The 18,529-nt window shown below is 68.5% G+C and carries 15 protein-coding genes; 1 reads left to right on the forward strand and 14 read right to left on the reverse strand.

What is annotated here, in order from left to right:
* Window positions 1–27: 27 nt before the first annotated feature.
* The 9 genes from ABWV23_RS05820 to ABWV23_RS05860 form a co-directional block, all read right to left on the reverse strand.
* Window positions 28–3,132, reverse strand: coding sequence for an efflux RND transporter permease subunit (locus tag ABWV23_RS05820; RefSeq protein ID WP_353345900.1), 3,105 nt, complete (start codon window positions 3,130–3,132; stop codon window positions 28–30).
* 1 nt (window position 3,133) lies between these two features.
* Window positions 3,134–4,474, reverse strand: coding sequence for an efflux RND transporter periplasmic adaptor subunit (locus tag ABWV23_RS05825; RefSeq protein WP_353345902.1), 1,341 nt, complete (start codon window positions 4,472–4,474; stop codon window positions 3,134–3,136).
* Window positions 4,475–4,577: 103 nt separating this feature from the next.
* Complete coding sequence (locus ABWV23_RS05830; RefSeq protein ID WP_353345904.1) at window positions 4,578–5,555, reverse strand: ornithine cyclodeaminase family protein; 978 nt, start codon at window positions 5,553–5,555, stop codon at window positions 4,578–4,580.
* Window positions 5,552–6,403, reverse strand: coding sequence for an alpha/beta fold hydrolase (locus ABWV23_RS05835; protein ID WP_353345906.1), 852 nt, complete (start codon window positions 6,401–6,403; stop codon window positions 5,552–5,554). Before ABWV23_RS05835 ends, ABWV23_RS05830 begins: the two co-directional genes overlap by 4 nt.
* The gene (locus tag ABWV23_RS05840) at window positions 6,400–7,851 is read right to left on the reverse strand and encodes a M81 family metallopeptidase (RefSeq protein ID WP_353345908.1); all 1,452 of its coding nucleotides are present in this window, start codon (window positions 7,849–7,851) and stop codon (window positions 6,400–6,402) included. The genes ABWV23_RS05835 and ABWV23_RS05840 overlap by 4 nt, the downstream gene beginning before the upstream one ends.
* Window positions 7,852–7,872: 21 nt before the next feature.
* Window positions 7,873–8,418: a TRAP transporter small permease gene (locus ABWV23_RS05845; RefSeq protein WP_353345910.1), complete on the reverse strand. Its 546-nt coding sequence runs from the start codon at window positions 8,416–8,418 to the stop codon at window positions 7,873–7,875.
* 4 nt (window positions 8,419–8,422) lie between these two features.
* A complete protein-coding gene (locus tag ABWV23_RS05850) occupies window positions 8,423–9,403 on the reverse strand; it encodes a TRAP transporter substrate-binding protein (RefSeq protein WP_353345912.1) in 981 nt (326 codons plus the stop codon).
* Between the two features lie 53 nt (window positions 9,404–9,456).
* Entirely contained in the window at window positions 9,457–10,746 is a 1,290-nt protein-coding gene (locus ABWV23_RS05855) for a TRAP transporter large permease (protein ID WP_353345914.1), read from the reverse strand.
* Window positions 10,743–11,879, reverse strand: a complete 1,137-nt coding sequence (locus ABWV23_RS05860) for an NAD(P)/FAD-dependent oxidoreductase (protein ID WP_353345916.1) — start codon at window positions 11,877–11,879, stop codon at window positions 10,743–10,745. The genes ABWV23_RS05855 and ABWV23_RS05860 overlap by 4 nt, the downstream gene beginning before the upstream one ends.
* Before the next feature lie 125 nt (window positions 11,880–12,004).
* On the opposite strand from ABWV23_RS05860, the gene ABWV23_RS05865 reads away from it, so the two are divergent.
* Window positions 12,005–12,598 (forward strand): helix-turn-helix domain-containing protein, encoded by a 594-nt coding sequence (locus ABWV23_RS05865; protein ID WP_353345918.1) that lies wholly within the window; start codon window positions 12,005–12,007, stop codon window positions 12,596–12,598.
* 1 nt (window position 12,599) lies between these two features.
* Here the strand turns inward: ABWV23_RS05865 and ABWV23_RS05870 are convergent, their stop codons facing one another.
* The 5 genes from ABWV23_RS05870 to thrC form a co-directional block, all read right to left on the reverse strand.
* Window positions 12,600–14,015, reverse strand: coding sequence for an FAD-binding oxidoreductase (locus ABWV23_RS05870; RefSeq protein ID WP_353345920.1), 1,416 nt, complete (start codon window positions 14,013–14,015; stop codon window positions 12,600–12,602).
* 41 nt (window positions 14,016–14,056) lie between these two features.
* Window positions 14,057–14,875, reverse strand: a complete 819-nt coding sequence (locus tag ABWV23_RS05875; RefSeq protein ID WP_353345922.1) for an MBL fold metallo-hydrolase — start codon at window positions 14,873–14,875, stop codon at window positions 14,057–14,059.
* A 401-nt stretch (window positions 14,876–15,276) separates the two neighbouring features.
* Window positions 15,277–15,861, reverse strand: a complete 585-nt coding sequence (locus ABWV23_RS05880) for a GNAT family N-acetyltransferase (protein ID WP_353345924.1) — start codon at window positions 15,859–15,861, stop codon at window positions 15,277–15,279.
* A gap of 19 nt (window positions 15,862–15,880) precedes the next feature.
* The gene (locus ABWV23_RS05885) at window positions 15,881–17,143 is read right to left on the reverse strand and encodes a M16 family metallopeptidase (protein WP_353345926.1); all 1,263 of its coding nucleotides are present in this window, start codon (window positions 17,141–17,143) and stop codon (window positions 15,881–15,883) included.
* Window positions 17,140–18,528, reverse strand: coding sequence for a threonine synthase (gene thrC / locus ABWV23_RS05890; protein WP_353345928.1), 1,389 nt, complete (start codon window positions 18,526–18,528; stop codon window positions 17,140–17,142). Before thrC ends, ABWV23_RS05885 begins: the two co-directional genes overlap by 4 nt.
* Window position 18,529 lies beyond the last annotated feature (1 nt).

Genomic DNA, 18,529 nt, shown 5'->3' on the forward strand with positions numbered 1-18,529 from the left:
CAGGCCGGGGGCGCGCGCCGGCAACGCTCACGCGGCGCCGGTGTCCTCGGCGCGGAACTTGCCGATCCAGCGGCGCAGCGAGAAGATGTCGAAGTAGATCGCCAGCAGCGACGGGAACACCAGCACCACCAGAATCATCGAGGCCAGCAGGCCGAAGGCCACCGAGACCACCAGCGGCACCATCGTCTGGACCTGCGGCGAACTGTCGAACATGATCGGCACCAGCCCGGCGAAGGTGGTCGAACTGGACAGCAGGATCGGGCGGAACCGGTCGCGCACCGCGTTGAGCGCGGCGGCGATGTAATCGTCGCCCTGCAGGTGGGTCTGGAAGAAGGTCAGGAACAGGATCGCGTTGTTGACCACGATCCCCGACAGCGAGGCAAAGCCGATCATCGAGGGCATCGACATGTCCAGCCCCAGCGCAAGGTGGCCCAGCACCGTGCCGATCAGCGCGAAGGGAATCGACAGCATCACCACGATCGGCAGGCTGTAGGAGCGGAACTGGAACGCCAGCACCAGGTAAACGCCGACCAGCCCCAGCAGCAGCGACCGCATCATCGAGACCTGCGATTTCTGCTGTTCCTCGGTGGCGCCGCCGATCTGGACGGTGACACCGGGAAAGTCGCGCATGATCTGCGGCGCCAGTTCGTCCAGCGCCACGGCGGAGATTCGTGACGAGGTGGTGGCGGCGCGGTCGATCTGGCCCTCGATCCGGGCCGAGATCCGGCCGTTCTTGCGGGTCAGCGCCGGGAAGCTGGCGCTGTAGGTGAAATCGGCCACCCCGGACAGGGCCACCTGCGCGCCGTCCGGCAGGGTGATCGGGAAAACCTCGAGCGCGCTGAGGCTGGGGATGCTGTCGGCCAGTTGCACGCGCACGCTCATGTTGGAGGGGCCGGCGCGGAAACTGTCGACCTCCTCGCCGGAAAAGGCATTGCGCAGTTGCGCGGCCAGATCCTGCGGGGTGAGCCCGACGGCATAGCCGGCGGGGGTCAGTGTCATCTGAACCTCGCGCCGGCCGCCCTGCAGGTCGAGATAGGCCTCGGTCACGTCGGCGCGGGCGACCAGCGCCAGCAGCATCCGGTTCGCCGCCGCCTCGAGCGTGTCGAGGTCGTGCGACAGCAGTTCGACATCCAGATCGGAGCCGCCCGGGCCTCGTTCGGCCTGGGAAAAGCTGCCCTGCACCAGGTCGGGGATCGGCCCGGTCTCCTGCCGCCAGAGCGCCAGGACGCTGTCGGCCTCGACGTTGCGCACGGCGCTTTCCAGCAGGTCGACGGTGACCGTCGCGGTGTGCGAGCCGTTGGCGGTGACATCGCTGTTGACCGCGTATTGCACCAGCACGCGCTGGACCAGCGGCGCGGCGCCCTTGGTGCCCGGGGTCAGTTGCGCATCGACCCGGTCGAGCGCGGCGAGGATGCGGCCGACCTCGGCCACGGTGCGGCTGCGGTCGATGCCGGGGGTGAGCGCGATGCGGGCTATGACCGTGTCGCTCTCGGTGGCGGGAAAGCCGATCACCTTGACCGCGCCCGAGGCGATCAGCCCGACGGTGAGGATCAGCGCCGCGATCACCGTGCCGAAGGTGAGGTAGCGCACCTTGACCAGCCGCGCCGCCGTGGGCAGCAGCACCCGGTCCTTGAACCGTTCCAGCACGCGGGTGGCGCGGCGTTCCACTGGCGCAGCCTCGTCCCGGCCGCCGTGGCTGAGGTGATGCGGCAGGATCAGGAACCCCTCGACCAGCGACAGCGTCAGGGTCAGCAGCAGCACCATCGGGATGAACTTGAGGATCTGGCCGAAATCGCCGGTGATGAACATCAGCGGGCCGAAGACGCAGGCGGTGGTCAGGAAGGACGAGACGACGCCCGGCATCACCTCGGCCGCGCCGCGCGCGGCGGCCTCGAGCCGGCCGACCTTGCCGCGCCACTTGTCGATGTTCTCGGCGATGACGATGGAATCGTCCATGATGATGCCCACCGCCATCAGCAGGGCGACAAGGGTGATCATGTTGATGGTGATGCCCAGCACGCTCATCAGGAACAGCCCGCCGAGGAAAGACACCGGCAGCGAGGCCGAGATCCACAGCGATTCGCGCATCGAGAAGAACAGCCACATGGTGCCGAAGACCAGCACCAGCCCCATGGCGATGTTCTGCAGGATCAGCGTCAGCCGTTCCTGCACCACCTCGGTCAGGTTGTTGATCACGGTCAGGCGGAACGGATCGGGCAGGCGCGCCTGTTCGCTGGTCAGAACGGCATCGACCGCCGAGAACACACGGATGCTGTCGTCGTCCTTGGATTTGTAGATGGCGATGATCGCGGCCTGGTCGCCGTCGATGTAGGATTGCAGGTTCTCGTCGCTGTCCACCAGGGTGACCCCGGCCAGGTCGCCGAGCCGCACCACGCCGCCCTGTCGGGTCTGCAGCACGATCAGGTCCTCGAGCTCGGTCACGCTGCGGCGCACGTCGGTATAGCGCAGCACGAAGCTGGTCTCGCCGATCTCGACGTCGCCGAGGGGCTGGCGCAGGCTGCGCGCCTGGATCGCGTTGAGCACGTCGCTGGCCGACAGCCCGTAGCGGCGCAGCGCCTGCGGATCGAAGTTGACGCGCAATTCGCGGTCGGAGATGCCGGTGACCTGGGCATCGGCCACCCCGTCGAGGGCCTGCAGCTGGTCGGCGAGACCGTCGGTGTATTCGAGCAGCCCCTGCTTGCCCGAGATGCCCGAGACCGCGACCAGCGCGACCAGTTCGGTCTGGCCCTGGATCTCGACGGTGGGGGTCTCGGCGGCGGTGGGGAAATCGGTGACGCCCGAGACCGCCGAGAACACGTCGTTGAAGAACTGGATGATGTCGCCGCCCTCGTCCAGCTCGGCGGTGGCGCTGGCGCGGCCGTCGAGCGAGACGCAGTCGAACTCGGCCAGCCCGGTGAGGCCGGTGACCGCATCTTCCAGCGGGACACAGATCTCTTCATCCACATCGCGGGCCGAGGCGCCGGGATAGACCACGCCGATGCTGACCGTGTCGGCAGAGAACTCGGGGAAGGTCTCGCGCTCGATGTTCAGTACCACGGCGATGCCGAGGATGCAGACCAGCGCCATCAGCAGGTTGGCGGCGACCGGGTGGCGGACGAAGTAGCCGATCATCTCAGTCGTCCCCGCCGGCACTCACCGGGACCAGCCGGATGCCGGGGATCGAGGGCGAAGGCACGCTGAGCACGAGGGTTTCGCCCCCCGAGAGGCCGTCGGTGACCAGCACGTCGGCGCCCAGAGCCGGGCCGATGGTGACCGGCCGGAGCTCAAGCCGCTGATCGGCGTCGGAAAGATAGACGAAGGCGGCGCCGTCATCGTCGAGGTGCAGCGCGGTGCGGGGCACGGTGATGGCGTCCGGGAGCGGCGGGGCGATCAGCGTCACGGTGACGAAGCTGCCGGGGTTGAGCGGCGGGCGGCCGCTGGCGCCGTTGGCGATATAGGGGTCGTCGACCTGCACCACCACGCCGATGGTTCCGGTTTCGCTGTCGACGGTGCCGCGCAGGCGCAGGATGCGGGCGTCGTAGCGAGCGGTGATCCCGGCCACGTCGAGCGACACCACGGCGGTGATGCCCCGGTCCTCCATCAGGGTGCCCAGGCGGCTGGTGTCGACCAGCGCGCCCTCGGGCAGTTGCCCGCCCACCGACGCCAGCGCCAGGTTGCGAAAGGCGCGCGGCGCGATCTCGGCGGTGATCTCGGCGGCGGCGGCGCTGTCGAGGGTGAGCAGCACCTCGCCTGTGCGAATGAACTGGTCGCCCTCGACGTTCAGCTCGTTCACCCGGCCCCAGAACGGCGCGGCGATGGTGGTCTTGGACAGGGCGCGCTCGGCCTCGGCCAGCTCGGCCTTGCGGACCGCCAGCGTCGCCTCGGCCGAGGCGCGCTGTGCCGGGTAGAGCGCCAGCGTGTTGGTCGCGTTGGTGAGCGCGTTCTGCTGGGCGAAAAGCACCTTTTCGGCGGTGTTGAGGGCCGACTGGGTGCTGGCGCCGCTGTCGACCAGCGATTGCACGCGGTCATATTCGGTCTGCGCCACCTCAAGGGTGCGCTGTTCGATCTCGAGGCTGCGCCGTGTGTTGGCCTCCTTGCGGTCGATCTCGGCCAGGGCGGCCTCGGCGGCAGCGATATTGGCCTCGGTCTTTTGCACCGTGAGGTCGTAATCGGTGCGGTCGACCTCGACCAGGACGGTGCCGGCCTCGACGAAGCTGCCCTCGGCCAGCCCCTCGGCAAGACCGGAAATCCGCCCCTCGACCTCGGAGACCGCGCTCCAGCGGTGCGCCGGTTCGACCCGGCCATAGCCCTCGGCGCTGGGGGCGATGGCGGCGGGCGTGATCTCCATCACCCGCACGGCGACGGTGGCCTCGGGTTCGGCGGCGGCGGGCGGCTGGCCCTGCCGGGTCATCCAGACGAAGCCGAGCACGCCGATGGCCAGCGGCGGCAGGATCAGAAGGGGACGCAGGTTCATCAAGGCTCTCCCGCCGGGACCGGAAACGGGCCGGGACATATCCCGGCATTGTTTTCCTATAGCCCAGCTATCCCTATGGAAGAAAGCGTGGCCTGCGTCGCGGTCAGAATGTCACGGGCTGGCCGCGCCCCTCGGCCCGGGCCCGGGTCAGCACATGCTGCGCCGCCGCCAGGTCCTGGGCCGCCACGCCGAGCGAGCGATAGAGGGTGATCTGCTCGTCGCTTGCGCGCCCGGCGATGTCGCCGGACAGAAGCGCGCCGATCTCGCCCTTGAGGTCGGACTCGGCAAGGGTGCCGGCGGCGATCATCTCGACGATCTCGCCGGCCTGCGCCAGTGTCGAGGGCAGGTAGTCGACCCAGATCGCGGCGCGGCTGACCATGCGATCATCGACCTCGCGCATGGAGGGGATCGAGGAGCCGACCACGTTGACATGGGCGCCCGGCTTCACCCAGTCGCCCGAGACGATGGGGGTGGGCGCGGCGGTGACGGTGCAGATGATGTCGGCGCCCGACACGGCGGCGCGCAGGTCGGTGCCGCTGGAGAACGCCACGTCGGGGTAATCGGCAGCGGCGGCAGCGGCGAAAGCAGCCGCCTTTTCGGCAGACCGCCCGGCTACGGCGACGCGCTTGATCGGGCGCACCGCCATCATCGCGGTCAGGTGATACTCGGCCTGTTCGCCATAGCCGATCAGCGCCAGGCTCTCGGCCTCGTCGCGGGCCAGCGCGCGGGTGGCCACGGCGCTGGCCGCGGCGGTGCGGATGGCGGTCAGCAGGCTGGCGTCCATCATCGCCACGGCGCCGCCGGTTTCGGCCTCGAACAGCACGATGGCGCCGCGATGCGAGGACAGGCCCCGCGCCGGGTTGTCGGGAAACAGGCTGATCAGCTTGACGCCGAAACAGGCCGGGTCGGCGATGGCGCCGGGCATCACGCCCATCCGGTTGTCGCCACCCACCGGCACCACCGAGCGCAGCGGCAGTTGCGCGGTCCGCTCGGACACGCCCTTCATCACGCGGGCGACCACCTCGATCGCCTCGGTCATCGGCAGCAGGGTCGCCACGTCGTCATGGGTCAGGACGATCATAGCACGCGCTCCGTCTCGCCGCCCCAGTCGGGTCCGGTGACGGTCAGGCCCATCGCCTGTTCCAGCAGGGCGGTATAGGCCTCGGGGCGCGCGATATAGGGGAAATGCCCGCCCCAGGTGAAGCGATAGGCGACGTCGGGCTGGACCCGGGCGCGGACGGCGGCGCGCATCTCGGGCGGGATCAGCGGATCGTCATCGGCCTCGATGGTGAACATCCGGTCCTGCGGCAGCGCGAGATCGGGCAACCCCGGCGCGGTTTTCAGCGCCTTGAGCCGCATACGCAGTTCGGCCTCGGGGATGCGGCCATCGACCTCGCCCATCAGCAGTTCGACAAGGTCGGCCTGGTCCGGGTGCGCCTTGGCCCATTGGCCCAGCCCCTGGCCGAAGCCCGCGCGCAGGTCGGCGATGGGGGCGGCGTCGAGATCGAGCGCATAGGGCATCTTGTCGGTGATGCCAGCGACCGAATGCAGGGTGTTGGCGGCGAACAGCCGGTCGACGCGGGTGGGATGCGCGGCGGCGAAATACTGGGCCAGGTAGCCGCCCAGCGAAGAGCCGAGCAACGCGGCGCCTTGCAGCCCCAGGTGACCCATCAGCGCGGCGAGATCGTCGGCCCAGTCCTCGATGCCGCCGGTTTCGGGGTAGGTCACGGCGACGACGCGCAGCCGGTCCGACAGCGCCGCGATCTGCTGCCAGAAGACGTCGCCGCGCCCCAGCGTGCCCGGGATCAGCACCAGCGCGGGGCCCTGCCCGGCTTCGACATAGCCCCAGGTGCGCCCGTTCAGGACCAGGCGGCGTTCGGGGAATTGCGCGGCGAAAGCGTCACGCGCGGCGATCAGGGGGTTGCTCATGCGAAGGGGTCCTCGACGACGGGAAAATAGGTTCTGGCCCGGTTCTTGTACGGGATGTTGGCGAAATCGGGGGTGATCGAGCCGGGCGTCGCGACGCCGATCACCTGGGCCGCGATCGGGTTGAAGCCGGCCTCGTAGTGGTTGGAGGATTTCACACAGACATAGCGGCGCCGCGACAGGTCGATGCCGAGTTTCTCGAAGGCCTCGGGGTGAAAGGTCTGGCTACGCACGTCGTTCAGGACGATGTCGATGCCGCGTGTTTCGATCCAGACAGTCTCGCCCATCGGCGCGGACAGCGTGCCGAACCGCTGGGTCAGGCCCGAGGCCACCTTGCGGACCGTCACCACGAGGTCGAGCGGGTCACCCGACATCGGGCCGCATTTGCCGCCAAGGCGCAGGTTGAGCGTGGCGCCCTCACCCGCCTCCTTACAGATGCGCAGGGCGATCGGATCCCAAAACAGGCCGGTGGCGACGCTGGTCATGCCGCGTTCGATCATCGCACGCAGAAGGAAGGTGGCGTCGGACGGGGCACCGCCGCCGGCGTTGTCGGACATGTCGGCCAGCACCACCGGCCCCTCGGGTGCGGCCTGGGCCATGTCAAGGGCGGTGTCGATATCGGGCGGAACGCGGTGCAGCTCGTGGCGCAGGGCAAAGATCCTGCGGCCCAGCGTCTCGGCCTGCTGCTCCGCCTGCTCGGCGCTGCCGTCGCAAATGGCGACGGCGCGGGTGCCGGTGCGGGGGTGGTCGGACCAGGGAAAGCCGTGGATCAGCGACAGCGAGAGCAGACCGCCCTGCCCCTCGGCCGCCAGCATGTCATCGACAAAGCCGCGCATCGGCGGCTTGGTGGTGGGCATGGCGATGATCATGCGGCAGTCCCAGTCGCGCATCACCGGGGTGATCTTTCCGTCGGCGGTCTCGGCGGCAAGGCGGAACAGGTCGGCGGCGCGCTCGGGCACGTCGACATGAGGGTATTCCTTGAACGCGACCAGCAGCGAGGCCTCGGTCATCATCTTGTCGGTCAGGTTGGAATGCGGGTCCAGCAACCCGCCGATCACCGCGTCTGGACAGATCGCCCGGCAACGGGCGATCAGGTCGCCCTCGCAATCGTCGTAGCCGTCGGCGATCATCGCCCCGTGCAGCGCCAGCAGGATGATGTCGGCGCCGCCGGCGGCGGTCAGCTCGGACAGGATCTCGTCGCGGAACCCCTCGTAGACGGATTTGACCGTGGGACCGGAGGGCTGGGCATGGGCCGAGAGGCTTTCGATCACGTGCCAGCCGCGCTCCTCGGCCTTGTCGCGCCAGATGTGCAGCGGCGCGGTCCAGTACATCGGCTCGTCCCGCGTGGCGTCGCCGTGGTGGATCGAACCCTCCTCGAAACTGGCCATGCCGGTGGGCATCGGCGAGAAGGAATTGGTTTCGGTGCTGAGACCGGCAATGAAGAGTTTCATCGGCACGTCCTGTGAATTGGGTCAGGGATTGGCGGCATCGTTTTGCGGCACCGGCAGTTGGCCGGTCGCCTGCATGGTCAGCCGCGCGACGAGGTGGATCAGGATCAGGGCGAAGGCCAGCGGCACGGCGGCGGTGAACCAGACCATCGGGATGTCCAGCATCTCGGCCTGCCGGTTCAGGCTGCGCCCGAGAAAGCCGCGCGCCATGTCCATGCGCGCGTTGAACAGCGAATACCAGATCACCGGCACGGCGAAGGCCAGCACGCCGACGGCCCGGATCAGCGCCAGCGCCATGCCGGGCCGGCCGCGCACCGCCTGCATTTCGGGGAACAGCGTCGGGTCTGCGGCGGCGCGAAAGGCGCAGGAGGCCCCGAGCATCCCGGCCCAGACCATGGCACGGCGGGCCAGTTCCTCGGTCCAGATCGGCGGCGCCTGCAGCACGTAGCGCGCCAGCACCTGCCATCCGGCGGCAAAGACCATGACCAGCACCGCCAGCACCGCCCCCCAGAGGGCGATGCGGTTGAGCCTGTCCGACAGAAGGTCGAGGGCACGGGCCATGGCTTTCATCGGCTCAGTTGCCCTTGGCCGCTTCCCAGGTGGCGATCTGCTCCTGGCTCAGCAGGCCGCTCTCATAGGCCGGGGCCGAGGCGTCGCGGAACGCGGCGCGGGCGGCCTCGTCCAGCTTGACCACGGCGACGCCGGCCTCTTCCAGCTTGGCCAGTACCGCATCCTGGGTGCCGAGCCATGCACGGTTGGCCGCCGTGGCGGCGGCGGCGGCGGCATCGACGGTGGCGCGGTCCTCGTCACTCAGGCCCTGGTACCAGTCCTCGGAGACGATGGTGATCCGCAGCGAGGGCGAGACGCGGGCATCGGTGAAATGCTTGAGGAAATCGGTATGGCCGAACAGCAGCGGCACGAAGGCCGGGTTCATGTAGCCGTCGGCGACCCCGGTCTGCAGCGCGTTGGGCACCTCGGCCCAGCTGACGATGGTGCCGGCGGCGCCCCAGGCTTCGTACAATTCGATCTGGCTTTCGTCCAATGCGCGCATGCGCAGGCCGGCCATGTCGGCGACCGAGGCGACCGGTTTCTTGGTGTTGAAGATGCCGCTGGCCTGGCCGACGGTGTTGACGGCGATCACGCGCACCCCCTCGGGTGTGGTGGCCGCGTTGATCCTGGCCAGCATGCCGCCGTCGTTCAGGGCGCGGTCGACCTCCTCCATGTCGGCGAAGAAATAGGGCAGGCGCAGACCATAGATCAGCTTGTCGATGGAGCCGACGATGTTGAGCGGTGACATCGAAACCTCGAGCAACCCCTGGCTGACCTGGTCGAACAGCTCGTCATCCCCGCCGAGCGCGCCGCGCTGGAATTCCTCGGCCTCCATCCCGTGGTCGTTGAGGTAGGTCGAAAAGGTATGCGCCCAGACATAGGTGCCCGAGCCATTGAGGTCCGGCGGGCTGTCGAGCGCGATCTTGATCTCGGCCGAGGCGGTGCCGCCGGCCAGCGCGAGCGTGGCGGCGACAAGGCCGCCGGTCAGGAATTTCGTCAGTTTCATATCAGGTCCTCCTCTTGGGGTGTCGGTCTTTTCTTGTTGTTATGAGTTGCGGGTCACGGTCCGCCGCCCAGCCCGAAGGCGCGGGGCAGCCACAGGCTGAGGCCCGGCACGTTGACCAGCAGCACCAGCACGGCGATCTGGGTCAGCACGAAGGGAAGCACGGCACGCGCCAGTTTCCAATAGTTGACTCCGGTCACCGCCGAGACCACCAGCAGGCATCCGCCCATCGGCGGCGAGACCAGCCCGATGCACAGGTTGAAGCAGAGCACGATGCCGAGGTGCACCGGATCGGCACCCTGGGCCAGCGCGACCGGCGCCAGAAGCGGCACCAGAAGCGCCAGTGCGACGGGGATGTCGAGCACCATGCCGGCAAGCAGGAAGATCACGTTCATCACCAGCATGTAGCCCGCCGGGCCGAGCCCCAGCCGGGTGACCATGTCCGAGATCGCCTCGGGGATGCGTTCCAGCGCGCCGAGGTGCCCGAGGGCCGAGACCGCGCAGATGATGATGAAGATCGAACCGGACAGGACGGCGGTGCGGCGCAGCGCCTCGAGCACCTCGCCGCCCGAGAGCCGGGCATAGAACCAGCCCGCCGCGAGCGCGGCAAAGACGGCGACGCCGGCGGCCTCGGTCGGGGTCATCCAGCCGAAGACGATGCCGCCGAGGATGATGATCGGCAGGCTCATCGCGGGCAGAGACTGCAGCAGCGTCGGCAGGAACGGCGGCATGTCGGCCTTTTCCACCCTCGGGTGATCCTCTCGGACGGCAAAGGCGCCGTTGACGGCCAGCAGGGCGGCGGCCAGCACCAGCCCGGGGATGATCCCGGCGAGAAAGAGGGCTGTGACCGAGGTGCCCATCAGGGCGCCGTAGAAGATCAGGATGATCGAGGGAGGCACGATCGGGCCGATGATCGAGGAGGCGGCGGTGACGGCGCTGGCATAGGTCAGCGTGTAGCCCCGCCGAGTCATCTCGGGCACCAGCGTGTTGGACAGCGCGGCGGCGTCGGCCACGGCAGAGCCGGAGATGCCGGCGAAGAACACCGAGGTAAGGATGTTGACGTGCCCCAGCCCGCCGCGCACCCGGCCCACCAGCGCCATCGAGAGGTTGATCAGCGCGCCGGTGATGCCGCCCCGGTTCATCAGCTCTCCGGCCAGGATGAACAGCGGCATCGCCATCAGCGCGAAGACGTCGATCTTGGAGAATATCTGTTGCGGCAGGATGGCGAGGTAGCGCGCGTTATCGGTGGCGATGAAGGCCAGCACCGCCGCGCCGCCGATCACATAGGCAATGGCCAGCCCCGAGGCCAGGAAGGCGGCAGCGGCGAGGCCAACCCAGATCATCATGGGGTCAGCGCCGGCCGCGTCGGGGACAGCCCCGCCTCGGTCACACCCTCGGCGGCGATGTCGCCGGGGATCGGATCGCCCAGCGCCAGCGCGGCGGCGGTACGGGCCATCGCCGGGGCGGTCTGGATGCCATAGCCGCCCTGCCCGGCCAGCCAGAAGAACCCCGGCGCCGCGCCGTCATAGCCCACCGCCGGAGAGCCGTCCGGCAGGAAGCTGCGCAAGCCGGCCCATTTGTGTTCGATCCGGCGGACCTGGATGTCAAAGGCGGTTTCGATCCGGTCGACGCAGATCGCCACGTCAAGCTCCTCGGGTTGGGCATCGCAGGGCTCGGACGGGGTTTCATCGGCGGGCGAGATCAGCAGTTTGCCGGCGTCGGGCTTGAGGTAGAAATCCTCGGCCACGTCGATCACCATCGGCCAGCGGTCGGGCACCACGCCCGCGGGCGGCGCGATCAGCAGCGCGGTACGCCGCAGCGGGCGCAGACCCAGCGGGCGCACAGCGGCCATCCCGGCCACCGCGTCGGCCCAGGCCCCGGCGGCGTTGATCACCACCGGCGCGCGCAGGGGGCCGTTCGGGGTGTCGACCACCCAGTCACCACCCACGCGGGCGAGGCCAAGAACCTCGGCCTTCAGGTGCAGCGCACCGTCACGGGCGCGAAAGGTCTTCAGGTAATGCTGGTGCAACCCGTGCACCTCGATATCGGCGGCGGAGCGGTCGATCAGGGCCGAGCCGACATGATCGGGGCGCAGCAGCGGCACCATCTCCCGCGCCGCGGCCCCGGTCACCGGTTCGACCGCATCGCCAAGCTCGGCCTGCAGCGCGGCGATCTCATCGGCTTGGTCGGCGCGCCCCACGAAGAGCGCCCCGCGCGGCTGGATCAGACCGGGCGGCGGGTTGCCCGGCCCCTCGCCCCGGTAAAACGCGTGGCTGGCGCGCGACAGCGCCCGGATCACCGCCGGACCGTAGGCCACGGTGAACAGCGCTGCCGAGCGCCCGGTGGTGTGATAGCCGGGCTGGGTTTCGCGTTCGAGCAGGATCACGCGCGCAGACCGCGCCAGTTCGGCCGCCGCCGAAGCCCCGGCCATGCCGGCCCCGATCACGATGAAATCGGCCGTCTCGCCACCCTGCGTCATGTACCCCGTCCCTGTCCGATCCGTACTTGGAAAAAAGCCTAGCACCGATTTTCCAATCGGAAAACAAAATTTTTCCTATTGGAAAAATCCTTGGTCCCACAGGGATTTGGGCCTAGAGTCGCCCCATGACAGAGGTCACAGATTCCCCGAACCCACGCGCCGATTTCGGCCGCCGCCTGCGCCAGCTGCGCCGCGACCGGGGGTGGACCCTGGCCGAGGTGGCCGAGCGGTCGGGGCTGGCGATCTCGACGATTTCCAAGGCCGAGCGCGGGGTGATCTCGCTGACCTATGACCGGCTGTCGCAACTGGCGCAGGGGCTGGAGGTGGACCTTGCCGCCTTCTTCAACGCCGAGGGGCAGAGCTTCGCGCCGGGCAGTTTCGCGGTGGCGCGCAAGGGAGAGTTCAAGCGGCAGGAAACCCCGAACTACGTCTACGAGATGCTTTTCCCCGACCTGTGGAACAAGGCGATGGTGCCGATGATGGGGTCATTGAAGGCGCGCGAACTTGTGGATTTCGAGGATTTCGTGCGCCACCCGGGGCAGGAGTTCCTGGTGGTGATGGAGGGCGCGGTCACCGTGTTCACCGAGGGGCGCGAACCGGTGCGGCTCGAGGCCGGGGACAGCCTCTATTTCGACAGCGCGATCGGCCATCTCTATGCCTCGGACGGCGACCGGGATGCGCGCATCCTGGTGGTCTGCGTGCCCGGGCCGGGCGGCTGACCTAGCCGCGCAGCACCGCGCCGGGGTTCATGATCCCAGCCGGGTCGAGCGCCGTTTTGATCGCGCGCATGGCCTCCAGCTTTACCGGGTCGCCGTAGCGGGTCAGGTCGTCGACCTTGAAGCGGCCGATTCCGTGTTCGGCGCTGACCGAGCCCTCCATCGCGTGCACCAGGTCGTGCACCGCGCGCTTGATCGCGTCGCTTTGGTTGGCGTGTTCGTCCCTGCTGCGGCCGGGGGCGGGAAAGACGTTGAAATGCAGATTGCCGTCGCCCAGGTGGCCAAAGCAGTTGAGGCGGAAATCACCCAGCGCGGCGACCACCTCTCCGCCCCGCGTGATGAACTCCGGAATCCGCCCGATCGGCACCGAGATGTCGTGGCTGGAGATCGCGCCGACGCGGCGGTTGGCTATCGGGATATGTTCGCGCACCGACCAGAACGCGGCGCGCTGCGCCTCTGATTGGGCGATCAGCCCGTCGGAAGTGAGATCGCAGGCCAGCGCCAGTTCGAAGAGATCCGCAAGCGCCGCCTCGGGATCGAGGCCCCGGGCGAGGCCGACCTCAATCAGCACGCACCATTTGGGCGGGGTGGCGAAGGGTTGCCGGATGTCGGGCAGGTGCTCGGCGAGGAAGTGCAGCCCCTGGCCCGCGATCAGTTCAAAGGCGCTGACCCCCTCGCCCATCTGGTCGCGCGCCAGTGCCAGCAGATCGACCGCCGCCTGCGGGTCGGGTACCACGAACAGCGCGGTGCCCTCGCCCGCCGGGCGCGGGAACAGCTTGAGCGTAGCGGCGGTGATGATGCCCAGCGTGCCCTCGGCGCCGATCAGCAGGTTGCGCAGGTCGTAGCCGGTGTTGTCCTTGCGCAGCCGCGACAGCCCGTGCCAGATCCTCCCGTCGGGAAGCACTGCCTCGAGCCCGAGACAGAGGTCGCGGGCGTTGCCATAGCGCAGCACGCCGGTGCCGCCGGCGTTGGTCGACAGGTTGCCGCCGATCCGCGCGGTGCCCTCGGCGGCCAGCGACAGCGGGAACAGGCGGCCGGCCTCCTGCGCCGCCGCCTGCACATCGGCCAGCACGGCGCCGGCCTCGGCGATCAGCACGTTTTCCTGCGGAAAAATCCCGCGGATCGCGGCCATCCGTTCCAGCGAGACGACCAGCGGCGCCGGCCCCTCGGGCATGACCTGCCCGCCGACCAGCCCGGTGCCGCCGCCATAGGGCACCACCGGCACGCGGGCCTCGGCGGCGGCGGTGACCAGCGTCGAGACCTCCTCGACCGTGCGCGGCAGGGCGAGCAGCCCGCATTGGCCGGTCCAGCGCCCGCGCGGCTCCTCGAGGTAGCGGGGTTCCGGGGCGCGCAACACCGCCTCGGGGAGAGACTGGCGCAGGCGGGCGGCAAAGGTGTCATCGGCGGGGATCAATGTCATGACACAGTCGTGCCCAATGACGCGGCCCAGTGCAAGTAGGTTCAGTCGGTCAGAAAGCGCGGTTCCAGCACCACGACGGTGGGGCGCGAGGGAAGATCGCGCAGCGACAGGGTGATCGAGGAGGTGCCGGGACGCTCGACCGCGAAGCTTTTCGAGATATCCTCGAGAAAGCGGTTCAGGCTGTAGCCGCTGAACCAGTGCATCGGCAGCACCACCGAGGAGCGCAGCCGCTCGATCACCCGGACCATCTCGGGCAGTGGCAGGGTGAGGCCGCCATCGACCGGGGCCATCACCACGTCGAGCCGGCCAAGCGCGGCGAATTGCGCGGCGTTGGGTACATGGTGCAGGTGGCCCAGGTGGCCGATGCAAAGCCCGGCCACCTCGAACACGAAGATCGAGTTGCCGCGCGACTCGGCCCCGGTGAAGGCCGATCGGATATCGGTCGAGACATTGCGCACCAGCATTTCACCGAGGTCGAGGTGATGCTCGATCCCCTCGCCGTAGTTGCCCCATCCCTTGAGCACATGGGGAATCGCCGGGTCGGGGGTGGCGGTCCAATGGGTGTCATGGGCGTGGTTCATCGTCACCACGTCGGGCACCAGCGCGGTGGTGCCGAGAAAGCCGGTGTAATCGGTGACCGCGCTCAGCCCGCCGGCGGTCTGGAGCAGAAAGCTGGCATGGGCGATGTAATGCAGGCGCACGCTGTACTCGGGCAGCGGTGCGCGCCAGGAGGCCCTGTGCAGGTAGGCAATCCCCGGCGCGGCATCGGCAATGGCGATGCAGTGGCTCGGGCGGCGGTCCTGCGCCGGGGCGGCTCCGGCCAGGCAGGCGAGAAACACAGCGATGATAAGGCGTGCCATCGGCCCCCTCCGTCCCGGTTTGTCCTGTTGCTCCGGGTCAGGTTAGCACGTGACGGGGGCAAATCCAGAGCGGCCGCTCGGTTCTGTTTTCCCGCGGCCGCGATCTGTCAGCCCGGGCTTGACCCGGGATCTTGCCGCGCTGCCCCCGGGACCCCGGATCAGGTCCGGGGTGACAGGGGCAACCTTGATCTCTCACCCCCAGGGCCGCGATCTGTCATCCCGGGCTTGACCCGGGATCTTGCCGCGCTGGCCCCGAGGCCCCGGATCAGGTCCGGGGTGACAGGGGTGGGGTGCAGGTGGGGTCTTGCCGGGATGTTGCGCAGGTCCGAGACGCCGCCCTTCCCGGGGCTCCGCCCGTTCGGCGCTGGAAAAGGTCCACAGGACCTTTTCCCGGGCGCGCCTCACCCCACGTCGGTCTTGCCGCGGCGGTCGCTGCGCAGGGCGGCGTAGAGCACATGGGTGCGCCAGCGCCCGTTGATCTGGAGATAGCTTTGCGCCACGCCCTCGTACTTGAACCCGGCGCTTTCCAACAGCCCGCGCGAGGCGGCATTTTCCGGCAGGCAGGCGGCCTCGATCCGGCTGAGGTCCAGTCGGGTGAAGGCATGGTGCACCACCGCGCCGATCGCCTCGCGCATGTAGCCCTGGCGGGCAAAGGCCTCGCCCGTCCAGTAACCCAGCACGCCAGATTGCGCCGGGCCGCGGCGGATGTTGTCCAGCGTGATCGCCCCCAAGAGCACCTCGTCGGCACGGCGAAACAGGAACAACGGCAGAGCCGAGCCGCCCGAGACGGAGCGTTGCGCCCAGTAGACCCGGTTGGTGAAGGCCTTGCGCGACAGGTGATCGCGCGCCCAGGAGGGTTCCCAGGGTGTGAGGAAATCGCGGCTTTGGGCGCGCAGCGCGCACCATGGCCGGAAATCAGAGTGCACCGGCGGACGCAGCGTGAGACGCTCGGTCTCGATCTTCAACTTGCGTTTGGCCAGAAGCATCTTCGCGGTTCCGGGCGCCTCAGGCGGCGCGTCGCTCCTGCAATTGCTCCAATGTCGGCGCCGCCTTGACCGGACCGTATAGCGCCAGGGCCGCCGGTGCGGTACTGGCGAGGCGTTCGGCAAAGCCGCGCACCTTGGCGGTGGTCACCGCGTCGATCTTTTCGACCGTCTCTTCCAGCGTCGGCACCGTGTCCCAGATCTGCACCAGCCGGGCCAGCCGTTCGGCGCGGTTCGAGGGGCTTTCCAGCCCCATCAGCATGCCGGCCTTCATCTGGGCGCGGGCGCGGGCGATCTCGTCGTCGTTCATGTCCCCGGCGGCGCGCTTCATCTCGTCGACGGTGATGGCGGCCAGTTCGGCCACCTGTCCGGCCGAGGTGCCGGCATAGATGGTGGTGCAGCCGGTATCGGCATAGGCGCCGGCCTGGGCGAAGATGGTATAGCACAGCCCGCGCTTCTCGCGGATCTCCTGGAACAGGCGCGAGGACATGCCGCCGCCGAGCGCATTGGCATAGATCTGCGCGGTATAGATCGCGTCGTCGCGATAGCCGGGGCTTTCCAGCGCCAGTGCGAAATGTGCCTGCTCCAGCTTTTTCGCCTTGCGGTATTCGCCGCCGGTGAAGCGGGCAGGTTCGGCGGTGCTGGCCGGGCCGGGTTCCAAGTGGCCGAACAGCCCCTCGGCCATGCGCACCAGTGCGTCGTGATCGACCGCGCCGGCGGCCGAGAGAATCATCTGCCCCGGCCGATAGTGTTCCGACACGAATTTGGCCAGATCCTCGCGCGAAAAGGCGCTGACCCGCTCGCTGGGGCCGAGGATGGTGCGACCCAGCGGCTGATCGCGATAGCTGGCCTCTTGCAGCCAGTCGAAGATCACGTCGTCTGGGGTGTCGTTGGCCTGTCCGATCTCTTGCAGGATGACGCCGCGCTCGACCTCGATCTCGCGCGGGTCGAACACCGGGTTGAGCACGATGTCGGCGATCACGTCCATCGCCAGCGGCACGTCGGCCTTGAGCACGCGGGCGTAATAGGCGGTGACCTCGCGGCTGGTATAGGCGTTGATGAAGCCGCCGACGTCCTCGATCGCCTCGGCGATCTCCAGCGCGCTGCGGGTCGCGGTGCCCTTGAACGCCATGTGTTCGAGGAAATGCGCGATGCCGTTCTGCTCGATCCGTTCGTGGCGGCCGCCGGCGCTGACCCAGATGCCGATGGCGGCCGATTGCAGCCCCGGCATGCGTTCGGTCACGATGCGGAATCCGTTGGACAGTTGAGCTTGCTGAAGAGTCACGCGGGTATATGCCCCTTGATGTGGGTTTCGATGGCGGCGAGATCGTTGTCGATCCGGCTCACCCGTTCCGGTCTGTCATACAGGTCCGCCATGCGCGGGGGAAGGGGGGGACGAATGCCGCTGGCGCGCTCGACCGCGTCGGGGAACTTGGCCGGGTGGGCGGTGGCCAGCGTGATCATCGGGGTTTGCGGATCGCGCTGTTCCTCGGCCACCTTCACGCCGACGGCGGAATGCGGACAGAGCAGCTCGGTGCTGGATTTCAGCGTCGCGGCGATGGTGGCGAGCGTCTCTTCCTCGGAGGCGCGACCCGACGAGAAGGTTTCGCGCAGCGCCTGAAGCGCGCCCTGACTGACGTTGAAGCCGCCGGTCCCGAGCTCGTCCATCAGCTGCGCCACCGCGTTGCCATCCTGACCGTAGGCATAGAACAGCGCGCGTTCGAAATTGGAGCTGACCTGGATATCCATCGACGGGCTGATCGAGGGGATCGTCTCGCCCTTGAAATAACCCTGCCCGGTCAGGCAGCGGTGCAGGATGTCGTTCTGGTTGGTCGCCACCACCAGCCGGTCGATCGGCAGCCCCATCTGCTTGGCGATGTAGCCGGCGAAGATGTCGCCGAAGTTGCCGGTGGGGACGGTGAAGCTGACCTTGCGCCCCGGCGCGCCAAGGCTGACGGCGGAGGAGAAGTAATAGACCACCTGCGCCAGCACGCGGGCGAAGTTGATCGAGTTCACCCCGGCGAGTCGCACCCCGTCGCGGAAGGCGAAATCGTTGAACATGTCCTTGAGCCGCGCCTGGCAGTCGTCGAAATCGCCCTCCAGCGCCAGCGCATGCACGTTGGCGTCGTCCGGCGTGGTCATCTGGCGGCGCTGCACCTCGCTGACCCGGCCATGGGGGAACAGGATGAAGACATCGACCGCGTCGAGCCCGCGAAACGCCTCGATCGCCGCCGAGCCGGTATCGCCCGAGGTGGCGCCGACAATGGTCACCCGCTCGCCCCGCCGCTTGAGCGCGACCTCGAAGAGTTGACCGATCAGCTGCATGGCGAAGTCCTTGAACGCCAGCGTCGGGCCGTGGAACAGCTCCAGCAGGAAGTGGTCCGGGGCCAGCTGGACCAGTGGCGCGCGGGCGGCATGGCCGAAGCCGGCATAGGCGCGGGCGATGATGCCGCGAAACTCGTCATCGGTGAAACTGTCGCCGATGAAGGGGCGCATCACGCGATAGGCGGTTTCCTCGTAGCTGAGGCCGGCCAGTGCCGCGATCTCGTCGGCGGACATCTGCGGGATGGTCTCGGGGACGTAAAGCCCGCCGTCGCGTGCCAGACCGGTCAGCATCGCCTCTTCGAAGGTGAGCGCGGGCGCCTGGCCGCGGGTGGAGATGTATTTCATC

The sequence above is a fragment of the Aquicoccus sp. SU-CL01552 genome, from assembly GCF_040365005.1.
GTDB lineage: Bacteria > Pseudomonadota > Alphaproteobacteria > Rhodobacterales > Rhodobacteraceae > Antarcticimicrobium.